This window comes from Halonatronomonas betaini (assembly GCF_015666175.1).
Classification (GTDB): Bacteria; Bacillota; Halanaerobiia; order Halanaerobiales; family Halarsenatibacteraceae; genus Halonatronomonas; species Halonatronomonas betaini.
Window position 1 is genome coordinate 62,847 of the sequence record NZ_JADPIE010000009.1, and the last position, 21,005, is coordinate 83,851.

At 38.7% G+C, this 21,005-nt stretch carries 22 protein-coding genes; all 22 read left to right on the top strand.

The genetic code is table 11. The annotated features are described in order from the left end of the window. Positions 1 to 5 precede the first annotated feature (5 nt). The 22 genes from I0Q91_RS13355 (at position 6) to groL (ending at position 20,861) form a co-directional block, all read left to right on the top strand. A complete protein-coding gene (locus tag I0Q91_RS13355) occupies positions 6 to 1,949 on the top strand; it encodes an AAA domain-containing protein (protein ID WP_270455156.1) in 1,944 nt (647 codons plus the stop codon). Between the two features lie 75 nt (positions 1,950 to 2,024). After that, a complete protein-coding gene (locus I0Q91_RS13360; protein ID WP_270455157.1) occupies positions 2,025 to 2,303 on the top strand; it encodes a CopG family transcriptional regulator in 279 nt (92 codons plus the stop codon). 1 nt (position 2,304) lies between these two features. Further along, on the top strand, positions 2,305 to 2,655 hold the full coding sequence (locus tag I0Q91_RS13365; protein WP_270455158.1) for a type II toxin-antitoxin system PemK/MazF family toxin: 351 nt from the start codon (positions 2,305 to 2,307) through the stop codon (positions 2,653 to 2,655). Positions 2,656 to 2,749: 94 nt separating this feature from the next. Further along, entirely contained in the window at positions 2,750 to 3,784 is a 1,035-nt protein-coding gene (locus I0Q91_RS13370) for an asparaginase (protein WP_270455159.1), read from the top strand. Beyond that, positions 3,771 to 4,913 carry an amidohydrolase gene (locus I0Q91_RS13375; protein WP_270455160.1) on the top strand — a complete coding sequence of 381 codons (1,143 nt, stop codon included), beginning with the start codon at positions 3,771 to 3,773 and terminating at the stop codon, positions 4,911 to 4,913. Before I0Q91_RS13370 ends, I0Q91_RS13375 begins: the two co-directional genes overlap by 14 nt. A 554-nt stretch (positions 4,914 to 5,467) precedes the next feature. After that, positions 5,468 to 5,833 (top strand): hypothetical protein, encoded by a 366-nt coding sequence (locus I0Q91_RS13380; RefSeq protein WP_270455161.1) that lies wholly within the window; start codon positions 5,468 to 5,470, stop codon positions 5,831 to 5,833. 2 nt (positions 5,834 to 5,835) lie between these two features. Further along, complete coding sequence (locus tag I0Q91_RS13385; protein WP_270455162.1) at positions 5,836 to 6,255, top strand: ATP-binding protein; 420 nt, start codon at positions 5,836 to 5,838, stop codon at positions 6,253 to 6,255. A gap of 10 nt (positions 6,256 to 6,265) precedes the next feature. Then, positions 6,266 to 7,630: a [Fe-Fe] hydrogenase large subunit C-terminal domain-containing protein gene (locus I0Q91_RS13390; protein ID WP_270455163.1), complete on the top strand. Its 1,365-nt coding sequence runs from the start codon at positions 6,266 to 6,268 to the stop codon at positions 7,628 to 7,630. Continuing rightward, positions 7,617 to 7,973, top strand: a complete 357-nt coding sequence (locus I0Q91_RS13395) for a serine kinase (protein ID WP_270455164.1) — start codon at positions 7,617 to 7,619, stop codon at positions 7,971 to 7,973. Before I0Q91_RS13390 ends, I0Q91_RS13395 begins: the two co-directional genes overlap by 14 nt. Positions 7,974 to 7,985: 12 nt before the next feature. Continuing rightward, a complete protein-coding gene (locus tag I0Q91_RS13400; protein WP_270455165.1) occupies positions 7,986 to 8,693 on the top strand; it encodes a PHP domain-containing protein in 708 nt (235 codons plus the stop codon). Positions 8,694 to 8,756: 63 nt separating this feature from the next. Next, positions 8,757 to 9,245, top strand: coding sequence for an NADH-quinone oxidoreductase subunit NuoE (gene nuoE, locus I0Q91_RS13405; protein ID WP_270455166.1), 489 nt, complete (start codon positions 8,757 to 8,759; stop codon positions 9,243 to 9,245). 2 nt (positions 9,246 to 9,247) lie between these two features. Further along, the gene (locus I0Q91_RS13410; protein WP_270455167.1) at positions 9,248 to 9,793 is read left to right on the top strand and encodes an ATP-binding protein; all 546 of its coding nucleotides are present in this window, start codon (positions 9,248 to 9,250) and stop codon (positions 9,791 to 9,793) included. Continuing rightward, entirely contained in the window at positions 9,794 to 10,159 is a 366-nt protein-coding gene (locus I0Q91_RS13415) for a (2Fe-2S) ferredoxin domain-containing protein (protein ID WP_270455168.1), read from the top strand. Positions 10,160 to 10,174: 15 nt separating this feature from the next. Then, positions 10,175 to 11,977, top strand: a complete 1,803-nt coding sequence (gene nuoF / locus I0Q91_RS13420) for an NADH-quinone oxidoreductase subunit NuoF (protein ID WP_270455169.1) — start codon at positions 10,175 to 10,177, stop codon at positions 11,975 to 11,977. Between the two features lie 41 nt (positions 11,978 to 12,018). Then, the gene (locus I0Q91_RS13425) at positions 12,019 to 13,740 is read left to right on the top strand and encodes an NADH-dependent [FeFe] hydrogenase, group A6 (protein ID WP_270455170.1); all 1,722 of its coding nucleotides are present in this window, start codon (positions 12,019 to 12,021) and stop codon (positions 13,738 to 13,740) included. 150 nt (positions 13,741 to 13,890) lie between these two features. After that, positions 13,891 to 15,027 carry a pyridoxal-phosphate-dependent aminotransferase family protein gene (locus I0Q91_RS13430; protein ID WP_270455171.1) on the top strand — a complete coding sequence of 379 codons (1,137 nt, stop codon included), beginning with the start codon at positions 13,891 to 13,893 and terminating at the stop codon, positions 15,025 to 15,027. 15 nt (positions 15,028 to 15,042) lie between these two features. Further along, a complete protein-coding gene (gene tsaE / locus I0Q91_RS13435; RefSeq protein WP_270455172.1) occupies positions 15,043 to 15,552 on the top strand; it encodes a tRNA (adenosine(37)-N6)-threonylcarbamoyltransferase complex ATPase subunit type 1 TsaE in 510 nt (169 codons plus the stop codon). Beyond that, positions 15,533 to 16,276, top strand: coding sequence for a tRNA (adenosine(37)-N6)-threonylcarbamoyltransferase complex dimerization subunit type 1 TsaB (tsaB, locus tag I0Q91_RS13440; protein ID WP_270455173.1), 744 nt, complete (start codon positions 15,533 to 15,535; stop codon positions 16,274 to 16,276). The genes tsaE and tsaB overlap by 20 nt, the downstream gene beginning before the upstream one ends. Next, entirely contained in the window at positions 16,269 to 17,279 is a 1,011-nt protein-coding gene (tsaD, locus tag I0Q91_RS13445; RefSeq protein WP_270455174.1) for a tRNA (adenosine(37)-N6)-threonylcarbamoyltransferase complex transferase subunit TsaD, read from the top strand. Before tsaB ends, tsaD begins: the two co-directional genes overlap by 8 nt. Before the next feature lie 17 nt (positions 17,280 to 17,296). Then, on the top strand, positions 17,297 to 18,682 hold the full coding sequence (locus I0Q91_RS13450) for a DUF512 domain-containing protein (RefSeq protein WP_270455175.1): 1,386 nt from the start codon (positions 17,297 to 17,299) through the stop codon (positions 18,680 to 18,682). Positions 18,683 to 18,889: 207 nt separating this feature from the next. Then, on the top strand, positions 18,890 to 19,174 hold the full coding sequence (locus I0Q91_RS13455) for a co-chaperone GroES (RefSeq protein WP_270455176.1): 285 nt from the start codon (positions 18,890 to 18,892) through the stop codon (positions 19,172 to 19,174). Positions 19,175 to 19,193: 19 nt separating this feature from the next. Then, positions 19,194 to 20,861 (top strand): chaperonin GroEL, encoded by a 1,668-nt coding sequence (gene groL, locus I0Q91_RS13460; protein WP_282550629.1) that lies wholly within the window; start codon positions 19,194 to 19,196, stop codon positions 20,859 to 20,861. Positions 20,862 to 21,005 lie beyond the last annotated feature (144 nt).

The following is a 21,005-nucleotide window of genomic DNA, read 5'->3' on the forward strand; positions in this document are numbered from 1 at the left end:
TTGTTATGATCAAAATAGTTATAACAGGATTTGATAATAAAATCGGACCTGGTGATATAGTAGGTGCTTTTATCAATGAATGTGGAGTTGATAGCAACGATATTGGCAAAATTGATATAAATTCAAAACAGGCTGAGGTTGAGTTAGAAGAAAAGATAGCTGCAAAAGTTGTTAAAGTAATGAATGATAATAAAATAGGTGGTAATAGAGTTAAAGTCAGGGCTAAAAATACTGAAAATTTATTGCCAGAAGACCTATATAGATACATGGAGAATTCAAAGAGAAAAATTGAAATGGAAAAGAGTCATTTTGAAAAAGAGTATAATTATTTAAATAAAGAAATTGATACAATTAAAAGATTAAGATCTGGAGTGGCAATAAATGGATTGAAGGCTCAGGTGGAGAACTGGCTTGATTATGAAAATCTTATTTTGACTTTATATCATCAGATGCCTGGTCAGCTTTTACCGGCAGGTCGGTTTAAACCTGGTGATTATATTGAGATTTCATCAGCTACTGTTGATAAAACTGTTCCAGGGCAGATTTTTGAAATAAATAAGGGCTCTATTCTGGTGGTTATAAATGAAATCTTTCCTGAAGTCTTGGAGGATAAAAATTTAATCTTAAATAAATCTTATAATAAGAAATATTATAATAGACTACTGGATTCTGTAGAAAATATTGAGGAGATCTCTGGTGTTTCTAAGAGTTTGAGAGATGCTTTTTTATTAGATAGAAGTCAGGTTTCAAGCTCAGATAAAGAAAAAATTAGTAGAGAATTTGAAATTGATATTTTATCAGATGAACAGAAAGATGCTGTGCTTGGGGCAGAGGCAGCAGAGGAATTTTATTTAATTGGCGGCCCTGCCGGTAGTGGCAAGACGACTGTTATTTCTGAGATTCTCTTAAATTCTTTAAAATCCAGAAAGAGGGTCCTGGTATTATCTAAATTAAATTCAACCCTGGATAGGCTATATAATTTTATTAATAGGCAGTTGTCAGATATAAAGATTGGGCGAACTGGTCTCTATAATAAAGAGAGCTGGTTTGCTTATGATAATGAGAGTTTAGATATATTGCTGGCCAATCCTTTAGATCTGGATGAGGTTAAAGATTATGGAAGCTTTGATTTGGTTATTTTTGAAGATAGTTATCTCTATTCAGAGGCTGAATTTATCGATCCTATTTCGATTAGTGAAAAGGCTATAATAGCCGGTGACCTTTACGGGGTTAAGGCAGAATCCCTGGCTATAGATAATTATAAAGGTGGCGGTGGTCAGTTAAGCTTTTTTGCAAAGAAATTTAAAAGTACTCCAGACAGTTTGAAATCCTGGCTTTCTGAAGAATATCGCTATTCTTCAGAAATTAGAGATTTTGTTAGTAACTATATTTATTCAGATAAAAATATTGAAATAAAAAAGACTGAAACTAACGGGAAGTTTGATCTTAATAAGTATAGTTTTACTGAAGCCCATCCCCTGATTAACCTCTTTGATTCAGAGATGGACTGCATCTTTCTTGATACCAGTAATTATCAGTATGAGGAGAGAAAGGTAGAGGGGTTAAAGGATTATTATAATAGATTTGAAGCCGATATTATTGAAGAAGCCGTTGAGCTCCTTATTAATGCAGGCTATCAAGCTGATGAGATAGGGGTTATTTCTCCCTTTAATTATCAGGTAATAGAGATTAAAAAGCGGCTTGTTAATTATGATCTTAAAGTTGACAGTTCTTATAATTTTCAGGGGGAAGAAAGAGATGTTATTCTAATTTCTACTGTCAGGAGTAATCAGCATGAATATCTTGGCAGATTAGAGGATTTAGAGGAGCTTTATATAGGTTTAACCCGTTCCAGAGAAAGAACAATTATAGTTGGCAATGCCCCTACTTTAAAAAGCAATCGAATTTACAGGAGATTATTGGATAATATTGATGTAAAGCAGGTCTAAGCTATTGACAGGTTGCCATTGCTGTTATATACTTGAAGTGTGTATGTAATAGCTTTGAGATGGGGGTGAGGGTCGTTGGTCAATAATAACCAGAAGAGATTTAATATGTCGAGGAATATGATTAGAACGCTGAATAATAAGATCCTTCAAAATAAGACTAATAATCATAGCGATTTCTTCCAAAAATCTGTTAGATTGTATATCTGTCAAAAGAAAAGGGAAGAGATTAAAGAAAAATTAAAGAGTGGTTATCAGGAGATGGGTAAATTAAATCGTGAAATGGCCGACGAAGGTCTGATAAATTTGTGTGAAACTTTCAATTGCTATGAGGATAGTCTGGCGGAGTGTGATTGAGATGGATGTTTTTAGAGGAGATGTATTTTATGCTAAGCTGGATCCGGCCATTGGTTCCGAGCAAAAGGGTACCAGGCCGGTCGTTATTATCCAGAATGACATCGGTAACAGGTATAGCCCGACAGTAATTGTTTCTGCAATTACATCAAAAATCAGGAAGGCTAAATTACCGACCCATGTTGAGATTGAGGCAGGAGACAGTGAACTTGATAAGGATTCAGTAATATTGCTGGAACAGATTAGGACGCTGGATAAGAGGAGGCTGGAGAGGAAGATTACCAGGTTGGCCCCGGAGATTATTGAAGAGGTAAATAAAGCTATAGAAATTAGCCTGGGTCTGGTAGATCTTTAGATTTACATATTACATAATTTGCCCTTGTAAAAAAGGGCTTTTTTCTTGTTGAAAATGTTTTGAAAAATAAAATAGCTTATAGGAGGAGAAAATTTTGTACTCAGAACTGGTTAATGTTTTTCGTGGAAAGCTGGTTGAATCTGTTCATAATGGAGCTATAGCAGTTGTTGCTCCAGATGGTGGAGTTATTGCTTCGGTCGGGCAGCCGGAGCAGAAGACTTACTGGAGATCGGCAGCCAAGCCGATTCAGGTTATTCCAATTGTTGCTGATGGAGTTGCTGAGTATTATGGTTTTACTGCTCAGGAGATTGCAGTAATGTCGGCATCCCATAGTGGCGAGGAGTTACATATTGAGCTGGTTAGAAGTATTCTGGATAAGATCGGGCTGGATGAGTCTGCTTTAAAATGTGGTACCCATTATCCATACAATAAGCAGGCTAAAGAGAAGCTGGTCTCTGCTGGCAGGGAGCCGACTGAGATCTATAATAATTGTTCTGGTAAGCATTCAGGCCTACTGGCATTATGTCAGTATAACGGCTGGGATATTGATAATTATTTTGCTCTGGAGCATCCTCTGCAGCAGACATTATTAAAGTATATTGCTTTATTAACTGGTGTCAAAAAGGAAGAGATTATAACTGGTGAAGATGGCTGCGGGGTAGTAGTTTATGGTCTGCCGATTACTAGAATGGCCAGGGCTTATGCCAGGCTGGCCAACCCTGCGTATCTGCCAGCTGATTTAGAACCGGCTGTTGCCAGAATCAGGGATGCAATGATTGAGAACCCTGAGGCTGTTGGAGGTACCGGTCGCTTTAATACTGATTTGATGAAGGAAGCCGGTAAATATTTGGTGGCAAAGGGCGGTGCTGAAGGTGTCTTTTCTCTAGGGATTAAAGGTGGTCCAGGTATTACTGTTAAAATAGGTGATGGTAATTCAAGGGCTATTTCGCCAGTTGTTATGGAATTACTGGATGAGTTTATTGATTTAGATGAAAGGAAGAGAGAGGCTTTAAGTGAATATTTTGAGCCTGAAGTTACCAATCATAGAAAACATAAAGTTGGAAAGATTGTGCCGACTTTTGAATTAAATAATAAATCAATAGGAGGAGAAGTTATTGCTAGCAATTAAAGCAGGAAAGATTGAAACGATGACTGAGGCAGGAACTTTAAAAGATGCTGTAATACTGATTGAGGATGGCAGGATTAAAGCCATTGGTGAAGATGTTGAAATTCCAGAGGGTGCTGAAGTTTTTGATTATGGTGATAAGACGATTTTACCAGGTTTAATTGATGCCCATACCCATTTAGGTATTGGCGAGGAAGGGATTGGCTGGGAAGGTAGAGATTATAATGAAACAACAAATCCGGTCACTCCTGAACTCAGGGCGATTGATGCTATTAATCCAGCTGATTTAGGTTTAGAGGATGCCAGAAAGAGCGGGATAACATCTGTGATGGTTGCCCCAGGTAGCGCCAATGTAATTGGTGGAGAATGCCTGGCTATGAAGACTAATGGTGATTATGTAGATGATATGATCCTGAAAAATCCTGTTGGAATAAAGGCTGCCTTTGGTGAGAATCCAAAACGGGTATACGGTGAGCAGAAGAAATCGCCAAGTACCAGGATGGCTGTTGCAGCTGAGATGCGCAGGGTTTTTATGGAGACTGAGGATTATATTAAGAATAAAGATAATGATGAGAATGATTCCTTTAAAAGGGATATAAAATTTGAAAGTTTAGCAAGGGTTATTAATGGTGAGATGCCACTGAAGACCCATGCCCATAGAGCTGATGATATTATGACTGCGTTGAGGATTGCTGATGAGTTTTCAATTGATCTGACAATTGAGCACTGTACAGAGGGCCATAAAATTGCTGAAAGGCTGGCTGAAGCCGGCGTGCCGGCTATTGTTGGGCCAAGTCTGACAACTAGATCCAAGGTAGAGGTTAAAGATAGAGATTTTAAGACTGCTGCTGTCCTTGCCGAGGCAGGCGTTAAGGTTGCTCTGATGAGTGACCATCCAGTTATTCCAGTCGATAATCTGATGGTTTATGCTGCCCTGGCTGTTAAAGCTGGCCTGGAGAGAAATGAGGCTTATAAATCTGTCACTATTAATCCAGCAGAGATTTTAGGTATTGATGACAGGGTTGGCAGCCTTGATTCAGGGAAAGATGCTGATCTGGTTGTTTATTCTGGAGATCCACTGGATATCGCTGCAAATGTTGAGGCTGTTTATATATCAGGTGAGAAGATATAATATTTATTGGTGGGAGGTTGATTCCTCCCACTTTTTTAAAATTAATTTTAAAAAAATTCTTCGATGCACCAGCCGGTTATTTACTTTCAGCTGGCAGAGCTGATATAATAAAGGTAGCTCAGATTATTTCTATGATTAATTTTTATTCTGGATGAAAATTGGGGCAAACCCGGAGCAGACCTGGAGCAATCCTAGAAGAAAGCTGGAGCATTTCTGGAATTGAATTTAAATTGTGGATACAGCGAATGAATAGCGAATTAATACCGAATCTAAAGCGAATTAATACCGTATCTATACCGAATCAATAGCGAGGCTGAACCGAAGCCAGACCGAAGAATCAGCGTATTTATCTTAGCTTCGAGTTTGGACAGGTTTATAATAAATAACTATCTCGACTTGATAATGAAACCAGTCGGGATTTTTTAATTTTATGGTATAATAAGATTTGAATAAAGTTAAAAAACTATTTGTTTTTTTAGCCGGTTATGTTATAATAAGAACAAGGAATTTTGTTATTAATTTCTCAATATTAGCACATTAAGGGGGTAAAGGGGATGTTGATTGATGAAATAAAAGAGATTCTGGCTGCTGAGCATTTATATCAGCCTGAATTTAACTATAATGATAGAGATATTACGACTGCCTGTGGGGCTGATTTGATGAGTGATGTACTGGCCTTTTCTCAGGAGAAGACTCTTTTATTAACAGGGCTTGTAAACCCGCAGGTTGTGAGAACTGCTGAAATGACTGATATTGACCTGATTGTTTTTGTAAGGGGCAAACAGCCACCTGAGGAGACAATTAAGCTTGCTAAAGAGAAAGAGATTATGCTTTTAAAATGCAATTACTCTTTATTTCATAGTTGTGGTCTTTTATATCAGCAGGGGATTAAACCTGAGAATATTATAGGGACAGGATAGCCATGCAGCAGGAAATGTTGATTAACTCAAAGGTTAGAGAAGGTGACTTTAAGCGAGGAGGAGAGGTTTCCAGTAAATTAAAGGAGACTCTAAAGCAGCTTGATTTAGATTCAAAGACAATTAGAAAAGCTTCAATAGTTGCCTATGAGCTGGAGATGAATATTATTATCCATTCCCAGGGCGGCAGGTTAAAGGTTAAAATATCACCAGAGGAAGTCCTGATTATTGCTGAGGATTCGGGCCCAGGTATTGAAGATATCGAAAAGGCTTTAACTCCAGGCTTTTCTACTGCTGGCAATGAGATTAGAGAACTGGGATTTGGAGCTGGAATGGGGCTCTGTAATGTTAATAAATTTTCTGATAAAATGGATATTGAGAGTGATTCTGAGGGTACAGTAGTTAGAGCAGGGATTAATTTCTAAGGAGGCAATTATGGATAAGACCCATTCTGTATTTTTAATAGAGGAGGAATGTGAGGGCTGTACTAATTGTGTAAAAAACTGCCCGACTAAGGCTATCAGGGTTCATCAGGGCCAGGCATCGATTAAAGAGGAGTACTGTATTGACTGTGCTGCCTGTATCAGAAACTGTGAGTATCATGCGAAGGAGGCCCTGACAACTGATTTAGCTGAGGCTCTTTCAGGGGAGAATAATATTGCTTTAATACCACCGAGCTTTTATGCCCAACTCCCTCCTGAATATAATTTGAAGAAGATCAAGCAGAAATTATTGAGTTTAGGTTTTGCCGGGGCTGTTAATGTTTCGATGGGGGCAACGATTTATTCGGCCTGGCTGAAGAATATTTTAAGTAAGAAGGAGTCTGCTGAGCCGCTAATATCTTCTGCCTGTCCGGTAGTTGTTAGATATATCAGGTTGTTGTATCCTGAATTATTGGATTTAGTGGTTAATTATGATAGCCCCCTTGAGATAACGGTTAAAATGATTAATAATGAATTAAAGAATAAATTCACTGATGAAGATTTTGATTTTTATTTTATCACTCCCTGCCCGGCCAAACATACTGCTGTTTATTATCCGCCAGGCAAGAAAGCTAGTTTGCTTTCTGGAGCAATCGGTGTCGATGATATCTATAATCCGATTTTGAAAGCCGATTTAGACAGGGATAGTACTGAGATTCAGGAATATTTAAATAATCTTGAGCAGGGTTTTCCCTTTGTGTCAGCGCTGGCCTGGGGGAAATCTGGAGGAGAAGAGGAGAATTTAAATAGGAGTAATGGCAGCAGGATTATTAAGGTAGATGGATTAGAGAGAATTAAGATGGTTTTAGAGGATTTGGAAAATGATAATCTTAAAGGGGTTGATTATCTTGAGATGACGGCCTGTCCAGGGGGCTGTCTCGGCGGAGTATTAAATATAATCAATCCATATCAGGGGATTATTAATTTAGAGAATGCTATCAGCAAGGAGTATGAGGAAGCTGGAGATAATGATGCTGACAGGCAGGCTACTGCTGCTAATATTATCGAGACCTTTGAGCAGCCAGAGATTATGCCTGATGAAAATAAGGCTGGCAGTTTTGAGACTGCTCTGGCCAGATGGCAGGCATTAGAAGCCGAGAAGGAGAAGCTGCCAGGGCTTGATTGTGCAGCCTGTGGAGCACCTGACTGTGGGACTCTGGCTGAGGATATAGTTGATGGTTTTGCAGAGAGGGTTGACTGTATTTTTATGTTAAGACAGGAAGTTGAGATGTTAGCCAATCGGATGTCAGAATTAGTTGGGACCCTGCCGCCGGCTATGGGCCGGGATAAAAAGGAGGATGCTGATGGTGAAAAATAGTTCATTTACAGAGATAGATTTAAATAGGGCTGTTGAAGAGTTGGATCTGGAGCTTGTTACCGGAGATATTAATAAAAAGATAGAGGGTATTTATATCTGCGATCTTTTAAGTAATGTGATTGCATCTGCCAGCAGCGGCGATATCTGGCTGACTGTTCAGGGCCATTTAAATATCCTGGCTGTGGCTGATTTAACTGATGTGGCTGCAGTTGTTGTTGTGGAAGGCATTAAGCCTGATCAGGATACAGTTGAGAGGGCAAAGGATAGAGGAATAACTCTACTGACTTCAAATAAACCTGCCTTTGAGCTGGCGATTGATTTGAATTATCTTGGCCGGTATTGAGGTTGATTGAAATTGGGCTTAGTTGAGATTTCTCTCCATAATCATACTGTTTTATCTCCCTGTGCTGAGCTTAAGATGACCCCTGCAAAAATTATGGCCAGGGCTGCTGCTGAAGGTATTGAGATCGTCGGGGTTACTGATCATAATTCTGCTGCTAATTTGAGGGCTGCTGAGTATCAGGCAGAACGTTTTGGAATAAAATTACTGCCTGGGATTGAGATTACTTCCACTGAAGATATTCATCTGCTGGCATTTTTTGAGGAAGTTGAAATTGCAGAAAAGCTGGCCGATATGCTTGAGGAGAAATTATTTAAAAGGGAATATAATCCTGAAAGAATTGGTTATCAAATTGTTGTTAATCAGGATGATGAGTTTTCTGAAGTGATCGATTATTTTCTGCCGGCTGCTGTAAGTCTTGGTATTAATGAGATTGGCAGCCTGGTTGCTAAAGCTGGCGGGATTTTAATTCCTGCCCATGTCTTTAGGAGCCAGGGTTTAATTAAAACTCTAGGGTTTATTCCTGAGAAGCCAGGTTTTAAGGTTTTAGAGTATACTTTAGATGAGGAGTTAGGGCAGTTAAAGGCTAAATATAATTTTAAGAATAGAGCAAGTTTTATTAAGAGTACTGATAGTCATTTTATAGATAGTATTAAAAAAGTTGCCAGAATTGAATTACCAGCAAAATATTCTAGAAAGGATATTCTGGGGGCTTTATTATGATAATAGTTCTGTTTGATTTTGAAAAAATAAGTTTAATTACATTAATATGAGGAGGATTTTATTATGACCTGTGCATGTCAGCAAGCTGAAAAGATTAATAAGTATCTGGAGCCACTCTATGAGATTATGAAAGATTATGAGGCCAGTGAAAAGAACCTGATTCCTGTCTTACAGCAGGCTCAGGAAGAATATGGCTATCTACCGGAGGAGGTTTTAAAGGAGATTGCAGTCAATCTTGACCTCTCTTTAAGTCAGGTTTATGGTGTTGTAACTTTTTACACCCAGTTTCATTTAGAGCCTAGAGGAGAAAATATCATCAGGGTCTGCACTGGAACTGCCTGTCATGTAAGAGGTGCCGGTGAGGTACTTGATGTATTGAAGGATGAGCTTGGTGTTGATAATGGTGGAACTACTGAAGACTTGAAATTTACATTAGAAACTGTTGCCTGTATTGGGGCCTGTGGCCTGGCGCCTGTTATTATGGTTAATGATAATACCCATGGCCGTTTAAATGCTGAAAGTACTAAAGACGTACTCGATAAGTATAGATAATCATGAAGGATTTATCGCTCCATATTCTGGACCTGGCTGAAAATTCTTTTCTGGCCGGAGCAGATAAGTTGATCTTAAGAATAAAAGAGGATATACCTAAAAATCAGCTGATATTGATAATGGCTGATAATGGCCAGGGTATGGAAGAGACAGAGTTAGCATCTGTTACTGATCCTTTCTACACTGGGAGAAATAAAAAAGTTGGTTTAGGTATTCCTTTGATTAAATATAATGCAGAATTAGCTGGAGGATTTTTAGAGATTTTTTCCTGGTCAGGGATTGGAACTTATTTGACGGCGGTCTTTGAATATGATCATATTGACAGGCCTCCTTTAGGAGATATTCCTGAATCAATACTTAGTTTGATAACTTTAAATTCTGATCAGGATATATATTTTTACCACTGGTATAATGGTGATAATTATGAATTTAAGACCAGGGATTATAGAGAGGAATTAGGATCGATACCCCTTGATCATCATGAGGTTTTGGAGTTTATTGCTGATGACCTTAAAACAAATTTTAGAAAATTAAGAGGTGAATTTTAAATGAAATCATTGCAGGAATTAAGAGATATGCGTAAGAGGCTGGAAAAGGATATGACTGCCAGAGACGATAAGGACCTGGCCAAAGTTATTATCGGTATGGGAACCTGCGGAATTGCTGCAGGAGCTAGAGATATTTTGCAGGCTGTTTCAGATGAGATCAATAAAAGAGATCTTAATGTCAAGATAGTACAGACTGGATGTATTGGTATGTGTGAGGAAGAACCAATTTTTGATATTGTTAAACCAGGTGATGAGAGAATAACCTATGGTAATCTCACACCGGATATTGCCAGACAGATAATAGTGGAACATCTAATCAATAATAGAATAGACAAAGAACACGTCATTGCCAGACATAATAATTAATAGGAGGTTATTTCGATGAGCAAGGAGAATATATACCGTTCACATGTATTGGTCTGTACAGGTACAGGCTGTGTTTCATCTGGAGCCAGGGCAATTAAAGATATTTTTATAGATGAATTACATGAGAAAGAGATTGAAAATGAGGTCAGGGTTGTTGAGACTGGCTGTCATGGTTTCTGTGAAAGGGGACCGATTGCAATTGTTTATCCTGAAGGTGTCTTTTATTCTGAATTAAGAGAGGCCGATGTTGCTGAAATTGTTGAAGAACATTTATTAAAGGGGCGAATTGTTGACCGTCTCCTTTATGTGGATGACGATAAAGAGAAGGTTCCAGGCTATAGTGATATTGATTTTTACAAGAAACAGAAGAGAATTGCTCTTAAAAACTGTGGCCGGATTGACCCGGAGAATATCGATGAATATATTGCCAGTGGTGGCTATGAGGCCATGGGTATTGCCTTTACTGAGCTTGAACAGGATAAAGTTATTGATATGGTTAAGGATTCAGGCCTCCGTGGACGTGGAGGTGGCGGTTTCCCAACTGGTTTAAAATGGTCCTTTGCCGCTAAATCTCCTGGCGATAAGAAATATGTTATCTGTAATGCTGATGAGGGTGATCCAGGAGCATTTATGGATAGAAGTATCCTTGAGGGTGATCCTCATAAGATCATTGAGGGTATGGCAATTGCAGGTTATGCAATCGGTGCCGATGAAGGCTATGTGTATGTAAGGGCTGAATATCCTTTAGCTATTAAACGACTCAGAAAAGCTATTAAAGATGCTGAAGAATACGGGCTTTTAGGTGATGATATCTTTGGTTCAGGCTTTAATTTTAAGTTGAATATTAAAGAGGGGGCTGGCGCCTTTGTCTGCGGTGAAGAGACAGCTCTAATGGCTTCAATTGAAGGTAAAAGGGGAATGCCAACACCGAGGCCTCCGTATCCAGCAGTTAAAGGTCTCTGGGGCAAACCGACCAACATAAATAATGTGGAGACATTTGCTAATATTCCATTTATTATTCAGGAGGGACCAGAAGCCTTTGCCAGCTATGGAACTGAAGGAAGTCCTGGAACAAAAGTATTTGCTCTGACCGGTAAGATAAATAATACTGGCCTGGTTGAGGTTCCAATGGGGACAACTTTAAGAGAGGTTATCTTTGATATTGGCGGTGGACTTCAGGAGAATAGAAAGTTTAAAGCTGTGCAGACCGGAGGTCCTTCAGGCGGCTGTATACCTGAAGATTATTTAGATTTACCGATAGATTATGATTCTCTGCTGGAAGTTGGAGCCATGATGGGTTCTGGAGGAATGGTTGTTATGGATGATAATACCTGTATGGTAGATGTATCAAGATTCTTCTTGAATTTCACCCAGAGTGAATCCTGTGGAAAATGCACCCCCTGTCGTGAAGGTACAAAAAGGATGTTAGAGATATTAAATAGAATTACTGAAGGTGAAGGAAAATCAGGTGATATTAAGTTATTGAGAGAGCTGGCTGAACATATTAGAGATACTTCTCTCTGTGGACTTGGACAGTCTGCCCCTAATCCTGTTTTAAGTACGCTGCAATATTTTGAGAATGAATATATTGCCCATATAGAGGATGAGAAATGTCCTGCTGGTGTTTGCCCGGATTTAAAGGGGGCTTATTATGTATTAGAAGATGATTGTATTGGCTGCGGTATCTGTATGAAGGCCTGCCCTGTTGATGCAATTAGCGGTAAACCAAAAGAGGTTTATACTATAGATAGTGAAGCCTGTATTTCCTGTGGGGTCTGTGCTGATAAATGTCCAAAAGACGCGATTGCTGTTGGTTAAAGTGAATCTAGCAATTAATGATAAAATGGAGGCGAAAAAGTATGAGTAAAGTTAAACTAAAAATAGATGGCAGTCCTGTTGAAGTAGATTCGGATATGACAATACTTGATGCAGCTAAAGAGGTGGGGATTGATGTTCCTAAACTCTGCTATCATCCAGATTTGACACTGCATGGGGCCTGCCGGGTCTGTGTTGTTGAAAATGAAGATAATGGTCAGTTGCTGGCATCCTGTGTGGCACCGGTTGAGGATGGCATGGAAATCAGTACCAGGAGTATGAAAGCCAGACAGGCCAGGAGAAGAAATGTTAAGTTATTGCTGGCAAATCATCCTAATGACTGTCTTGGCTGTGATAGAAATGGTAGCTGTGAGTTACAGGATCTTGTTTACAGTATGGGAATTGGCAGTCATGATGTTGATGAACTTGAAGGTGAACGGAGAGACCTGCCAATTGATGATGTTGGGCCATCTTTAAGAAGGGATCCTAATAAATGTATTCTCTGTGGCCGCTGTGTTCGTGAATGTGAGGAAGTTCAGGGAGTTTCTGCACTCCAGTTTAGTGAGCGGGGATTTGATTCGATTGTAACAACTGCCTTTGATCTGCCTCAGAGTGAGATTAACTGTGCTAACTGTGGCCAGTGTGCAACTGTCTGTCCAGTTGGTGCTATAACTGAAAAGATAGAAATTAAGGATGTCTGGGAAGCTATTGAAAATGATGATATTCATGTTGTTGTGCAGACTGCTCCTTCAATTCAGGCAACGATTGGTGAGGAGTTTGGAATGGAGCCTGGTTCTGTGGTGACCGGGAAATTAGTCTCTGCATTGAGGCATATTGGTTTTGATGGGGTTTATTCGACTGAATTTACTGCTGATCTGACAATTTTAGAGGAGGGCAATGAGTTTTTACGGAGACTTGAAGGTGATAAGAATCTGCCCCATATAACTTCATGTTGTCCAGGCTGGGTTAAGTTTGCCGAGCATAATTATCCAGAATTGTTGCCCCATTTATCGACTGCTAAATCACCTCAGCAGATGTTTTCAACTCTGGCCAAGACTTATTATGCAAATGAAAAGGGTTTAGACCCTGCTAAGATATATACAGTGGCTATTATGCCCTGTACCGCCAAGAAGTTTGAAAAAGAGCGGGATGAGATGAGATCCAGTGGTTATAAAGATACAGATGCTGTTTTAACGACTAGAGAGCTGGCCAGAATGATTAGAGAATTAGGTTTAAGGTTTGATTTATTAGATGATCAGGATTACGATGAGTTAATGGGGGATGTCTCTGGTGCCGGTACAATCTTTGGAACGACTGGTGGAGTTACTGAAGCTGCAATTAGAACGGTTAAAGAAGAGTTGACCGGGGAAGAGCTTGAGAGATTGGATCTTGATTTTAGAGGTACCAATGAAGCCACAGTAGAAATCGGTGATAAGAAGATTAATGTTGCTATTGCCAATGGTCTGGCTAAAGCATCAGAAATATTAAAGGCTGTTAAAAATGGCGAAAAAGATTACCATTTTATTGAAATAATGGCATGCCCACATGGCTGTGTAGGTGGCGGTGGCCAGCCTTTACCTGTAGATGAGCAAAAGAAGGATGCCAGGGCCAGGGGGCTTGGCAGTATTGATGAGACAAGTAGTATTAGAAAGTCTCATAAAAATCCGAAAATAATTAAATTATATAATGAGTTTTTAGGTGAACCATTGAGTGGCGAAGCTCATCATCTCTTGCATACAAATTATAAAGAAAGACCTAAGAATTAAATAGGTTAAGTATTCAGGCAAAAAAGCTAAGTATAAGATATAAACCTGGCTGATTATGAGAAATCAGCCAGGTATTTTAATTTTTTAGCTTTATAATAAGGGTATAATCTGTTATAATAATATATCGATACTTTTATTAGGAGTGATATGATGAATGATTTATTGATTATGACTCCAGGGCCGACTGAGATTGCTGAATCGGTAAGAAAAGCCATGGCTCAGCCGATTACCAATCCAGATCTTGATCCTGAGTTTTTTGATTTTTATGCTGAAATGGTTTCAAAATTACAAAATATATTACATACTGAAAATGATGTTATTGTTATGAGCGGCGAGGGGATTTTAGGACTGGAATCGGCCTGTGCCTCTTTAATTGAGCCTGGAGATAGGGTTTTAGTTATTAATAATGGCATTTTTGGAAAAGGTTTTGCTGACTTTGTTCGGCTATATGGCGGAGAAGTTGAGTTAGTTGATTTTCCAGATGATCGGCCTGTCGATGCTGATAAACTTGAAAATCTTTTAAAAGAGGATTCTGATTATAAATTTTCTACCCTGGTACACTGTGAGACTCCAACTGGAATTTTGAATCCAGTTGAAGAAATAACAGAAGTTTTAAATCGATATGATATTTTATCAGTCGTTGATTCTGTTTCTGCTGTTGGTGGGGTGCCTGTAGATGTCGATAGCTGGGGGGTTGATATATTACTTGGGGGCTCTCAGAAATGTTTTTCTGCTCCTCCAGGAACTACTTTTATGAGTATTTCTGAAGCTGCCTGGGAAATGATTAATAACCGGGAGACTGAGGTTCATGGCTATTACCTTAATTTAATACCCTGGCAGAACTGGTATCAGAAAAAGAGCTTTCCCTATACCCAGGCTATTAGCGATATTTATGCTTTTGATCAGGCTTTAGATAACTGGTTAGGGGATGAAGATGTATTATTAAGACATGAAAAGAACGGCAGGGCAGTTAGAAATACACTGCAGAGGGCTGGACTTGAGCTCTTTGCCAGGGCAGGATTTTCAGATACAGTTACTGCTTTTAAGAAGCCAGCTGGTGTTGATTATGATGAGTTGAATCAGATTATGGCTGATAAGTATAATGTTATGATTGCCAGTTCTGTGGGCAAGTATGCAAAGGATATTTTAAGAATTGGTCATATGGGTGAAAACTGTTATGAAGAGAAGATTTATAGAACTTTAAAAGCTCTGGACAAGACTTTAAGGGAATTAGGTGTGGAACTTGAAGATGAGCTTCAGTTAATTTTTGCTGAAGAGACTGTATAGGTTCAGGAGGATTTTATGGAGATAGATTTAGTTGATGACGAATTGAATATATTATCGGTCTCGGCTGAAGAGACTGCTGATTTAGGGAAGATAATTGCAGATGCTATTGCTGACAGCAGGCCAGACCTTCCAGTTGTGATTTTATTGAATGGAGAGCTCGGCACTGGCAAAACCTGTTTAAGCCAGGGGTTAATTGATAAACTGGCCGGGGAGAATGCCAGTAGTCCCAGCTATTCTCTGATAAATCAGTATCAGGGCAATGAATTTGATATCTATCATATTGATCTCTATAGGCTTGATAATGAATATGAGCTGGATGAGATCGGGATTTATGAGATTCTTTTAGAAGAAAATCTTATTTTGATTGAATGGCCTGAGCTGATCAGACCATATCTTGAAGATTATATCGAGATAAGCATTGAGGGGCAGGCTGATCAGCAGCGTCAACTAAGGTTAAAGGCCAATTATGAATCAGGTCAAAAATTACTGGAGAGAGTGAAAGAATATGCTGAGTCTAGGAATTAATACAGCTACAAATTATCTAGGTATCGGGCTGGCAGAAGATGGCCAGATTATTTCTGATCTTAATATCACTGTTGATCAGAGTCATAATAAACGACTACTTCCCGGGATAAAGTATAGTCTTGATCAGCAGGGTATTAAATTGGAGGATATTGATATTATCGGTGCTGTAGTTGGACCAGGCTCTTTTACTGGTTTGAGAATTGCCCTGGCGACTGTTAAGGCCTTTGGGTTAATTAATAAATTTGAGTTTGTTCCTATATCCAGTCTTGATACGCTGGTGCCAAATATTGAGAGACAGGGGTATTATCTGCCAATGCTTGATGCCAGGCGAAAACGGGTTTATACTGCAATTTATCAGGGTGGATTTTCTTTGCCTGATACTGGCAGAATAAGTTATGATAGCGCCATAAAGGTTGCAAGGTTGCCAGCTTATCTGGCTGAATATACAACTGATAGCAGTCAGGAGATTATTTTTAGTGGACCCGGGGCTATTTATTATCAGGATAAATTAAAGGAGATTTTTGCTGATTCAAAGTTTGACTATAGTATTACTGATGGTTATGAGAATACTGGTCAGGGTGGCAGAATTGCCAGGCTGGCTTATTATTATTACGATAAGGGGCTTATTGCAAATATAAGAGATATTACTCCAGAATATTTGAAAAAGCCTCAGGCAGAGATTAACTGGCAGCGACAACAGAAGGAGGAAAATCAGGATGGATGATAAATTAATACTTGCAGTTGAGACTTCCTGTGATGAAACTTCTGCTGCTGTTATCGGTGCTGGTCCCAGGATTCTATCAAATATTGTGGCATCACAGGTTGACTGGCATAAGAAGTTTGGCGGGGTAGTTCCTGAAATAGCCTCTAGAAAACACCTTGAATTAATAGAACCTGTTATTGATGAGGCTATCTCAGAAGCAGGCATTGAATATAAAGATTTAGATGCAGTTGCAGCTACCAGAGGTCCTGGCCTTGTTGGAGCATTATTAGTTGGCTTTGCTGCTGCCAAGGGGTTGGCCTATAGTCTTGGACTGCCATTTATTGGCGTTAACCATGTTGCTGGCCATATTTATGCTAACTTTTTGATTAATAATGAAATTGCTTCTCCTTTTATCTGTTTAACTGTTTCTGGTGGTCATACAGACTTACTTTATTTTGATAGGCCAGGGAGTTACAGGTTTTTAGGAAGGACAAGGGATGATGCTGCCGGTGAAGCCTTTGATAAGATTGCCAGGTTTTTGGAGCTGGGCTATCCTGGTGGGCCTGAGATAGAGAAGATGGCTAAAACAGGAGATGCTAATGCTATTGAGCTGCCAAGGGCTTTAGTTGGCGAAGAAGGCTATGACTTTAGTTTTAGTGGCTTAAAGACGGCAGTAATTAATTATGTCCACAATGCCAGCCAGAGAGGCGAGGATGTTAATAAAAATGACCTGGCTGCATCATTTCAGCAGGCTGTGGTTGATAGTTTAACAGCCAGGCTGGAAAAAGCGGTTATGGATTTTAAGGCCGAGTCTATTTTATTGGCCGGTGGTGTTGCCGCTAATCAGGTCTTAAGAAATAAAGTAGAGCTGATTGCTAAAAGTGCAGATCTGGAATATTATGTTCCTCCTCTTAATTTATGTACAGATAATGCAGCTATGATTGGTGCAGCAGCGTATTATCGTTATGCTGATGCTGATTTTGACAATCTGGATATCGGTGTAAAAGCTGATCTTTCCATGTAACTTAAGGATTGATTATAATGGAAAATGGTTATTATTTAAAATTAATATATCAAACAGTGCAGGAATATAATATTATACCGCTGACATCGGTCTGTCAGCAGTCCTGTCTATTTTGCAGCCATCACTTTAACCCTGAGGATATTGAGGTATATTCTGGAGGGCATTTAGATAAAGGGATGGTTTTTTCTTTGTTTGATTATATTAATAAAGATAGGCCTGTATATATTGGAGAATCTGCTACTAGAATTATAGAAGGAGAACCCTTTAATCATCCTGACTGGCAGGAGATATTAAGAGAATTCAGATTGAGATTTCCTGAAACGCCACTAAGGATAACAACTTCTGCGGCTGGCTTAAATAAAGATGATATAGGGACTCTGGTTGATTTAGATAGTAATGGTAGTGGCGGGTTAAGATTAACTGTTTCAGTTAATCTCCTTGATTTAGAAAAAAGAGAAGAGGTTTTAGGAGCTGGCTCAAATAAACAGATACTGGAGATACTTAAAGAGTTAAATAGAAATGAAATTTTTGTAGAGACAAGTTTTGTTGCTATACCAGGAGTTACTGGCTGGGATGAGTTAGAAAACTCTTTATATAGAGTAAGTCAATTCGAAAATATTAAATTAGCCAGGATTATGATGGCTGGATATAGTAAATTTGCTGATGCTGATATTAAGAATAAGTTTCTGGTTGATCGCTTAAAATTGCAGAAGCAAGTTGAGGATTTAAATGATGAAATTTCTATACCATTGATATTTGAACCTGCAGTTATTAATGATTTGCAGGCTGAAATTTTAGGGATTATTATTAATACTCCAGCCTGGAGTGCTGGCCTTAAAAAAGGGGATATAATAAAAGAGATCTCTGGTGAAAAAGTTTTTTCAAGGGTTGATGCTTTTAATAAGTTCAAGGAGAGTTTAGAGAATAGAAATAAATTCAATCTTTTAATTAATAGAAAAGGGAGATCAAAAGAGCTTACTGTTAACAGTTCAGGCTGGGGAAGAAATGACTATACTGGTTTAGTTATGGCTAATGATTTTTCTTTTAAAGAATTTAGTAAGTTTAAAAACAAGTTTGAATCATCACATTATGCAAGGGTTTTGATATTAACTTCTAAGCTGGCTGAAGATAGACTTAATTTGATCGCAGAGATATTAGAAGATGAAGTTGGAATTGAGATTGATGTTATGGTAGTTGCTTCAAATTATTTTGGGGGCAATATTGGTTCAGCGGGATTACTTGTTGTTGATGATTATAAATTAATAGCAAATAGAGTAAATCAGCTTAATTATGATTTAATTATTACCAGTTCAGCTTTATTTGATATTGATGGTAGAGACTTAAAAGGTGCTTTAAGATCTGATTTGCTGGACTTATTTTCAACAGAGCTTTTTATTATTTAATAATAATTCGTTAGATGAAGAATTATGGAGCTTTAAGCAGCTAATCTTCATAAAGAGAAACTCATGTCTTTATTGGTGCTCTTAGAGGACTTGATTTCTGCTTGTTCCTTTATTATTATAATAACTGTGGTTATTAGCACTCGGCAAAAGTGAGTGCTAACAATATAGATAAATTTTGTTTAATAAAATTTGAAGGGGGTATATTCAGTGAATCTTAGACCACTTAATGACAGAATTGTAGTTGAGTTTGTTGAAGAAGAGGAAAAGAAGACTGAAAGTGGTATCGTTCTTCCAGATACTGCCAAGAAAGAAAAGCCTCAACAGGGTAAAGTAGTAGCAGTTGGAAAAGGCTGTGAAGATGGAGAATTAGAAAGTGTTAAGGAAGGCGAGCTTGTTGTTTTTGATAAGTTTGCTGGTACAAAAGTAAATCTAGATGGTGAAGAATTTGTAATACTCAGCCTGGAAGATGTCCTGGCTGTAATTGAATCATAAATAAGGAGGGTAATATATAATGGCTAAAGATTTAAAGTTCGGCGAAGATGCAAGAAGAGCTTTAGAGCGTGGCGTTGATTTATTAGCCCGTTCAGTTAAAATTACATTAGGTCCAAAGGGTAGAAATGTTGTTTTAGAAAAGAGTTTCGGTTCTCCAACAATTACTAATGATGGTGTTAGTATTGCTAGAGAAGTTGAAGTTAAAAACCGTTATGAAAATATGGGAGTTCAGGCTGTTAAAGAAGTAGCTACTAAAACTAATGATGTTGCTGGTGACGGTACAACAACAGCCACTGTTTTAGCAGAAGCTATCTTTAAAGAAGGCCTTAAAAATGTTGCTGCTGGCGCAAACCCAATGCTTCTTAAGAGAGGTATTGAAAAGGCAGTTTCCCGTTTAACCGATGAAATTGCTAACATAAGCAGACCGGTTGAAGGTAAAGAGGCTGTTTCTCAGATTGCTGCTATTTCAGCTGCCGATGAAGAAATTGGTGAGTTAATAGCTGAAGCCATGGAAAAAGTTGGTCAGGATGGAGTAATCTCTGTTGAAGAATCAAAGAGTATGGGAACATCTTTAGATGTTGTTGAAGGTATGCAGTTTGATCGCGGCTACCTATCACCATATATGGTAACTGATACTGAAACTATGGAAGCTTCTTTAGAAGATCCATATATTTTAATTACTGATAAGAAGATTTCTAATATCCAGGATATCCTACCTTTATTAGAAAAAGTTGCTCAGTCAGGCAAAGCATTATTAATAATTGCTGAAGAGGTTGAAGGTGAAGCACTTGCAACTCTAGTTGTTAATAAGATTAGAGGAACATTTAACTGTGTTGCTGTTAAAGCACCTGGATTTGGCGATAGAAGAAAGCAGCAGCTTGAAGACCTTGCTGTCTTGACTGGCGGTCAGGTTATTACTGAAGATCTTGGCCTTAAGCTTGAAAACGCTGACATTAGCATGCTTGGTCAGGCTAATAAAGTTACAATTACTAAAGATGATACAACAATTGTCGAAGGTAATGGCAATAAAGAAGATATTCAGAGCAGAATTGCCCGTCTAAGAAAGCAGATTGAAAATAGTTCTTCAGACTTTGATAGAGAAAAGTTAGAAGAGCGCCTTGCTAAATTAGCCGGCGGTGTTGCTGTAATTAAAGTCGGTGCTGCTACTGAAACAGAGCTCAAGGAGAAGAAACATCGTATTGAAGATGCTCTATCTGCAACTAGAGCAGCTGTTGAAGAAGGTCTTGTCCCTGGCGGTGGCGCAACCTTTATTGAAGCCATTAAAGCTCTCGATGATGTAAAGCTTGAAGGCGATGAAGCTACTGGTGTAGATATTGTAAGAAAAGCACTGGAAGCTCCTGTTAAAATGATTGCAAGCAATGCAGGTTATGAAGGTTCAGTAATTGTTGAAAAACTTAAAGATGCTCAGGCCGGTAAAGGCTTTAACGCTATGACTGGAGAGTTTGTTAATATGATTGAAGCTGGTATTATTGATCCAGCCAAAGTTACCCGTTCAGCTCTTCAGAATGCAGCAAGTGCAGCAGCTATGTTATTAACAACTGAATGCTTGATTGCTGATAGAAGTGATGATGACGATGATGGCTCATCCGGAGGCGGAATGCCTGGCGGAATGGGCGGAATGCCCGGTGGAATGGGCGGAATGGGTGGCATGGGCGGTATGATGTAAGCCCAAACCCATGAGTAATATCATTAAATTATAAATATAGAGGCGGTATGTCGGAAGGCATACCGCCTTTTTTGCTTGTGCTATATTTTTATGGTAAAATCTTAAATGAAAGAGCTAATAAATTAGTGGATTAAATTTAATGAT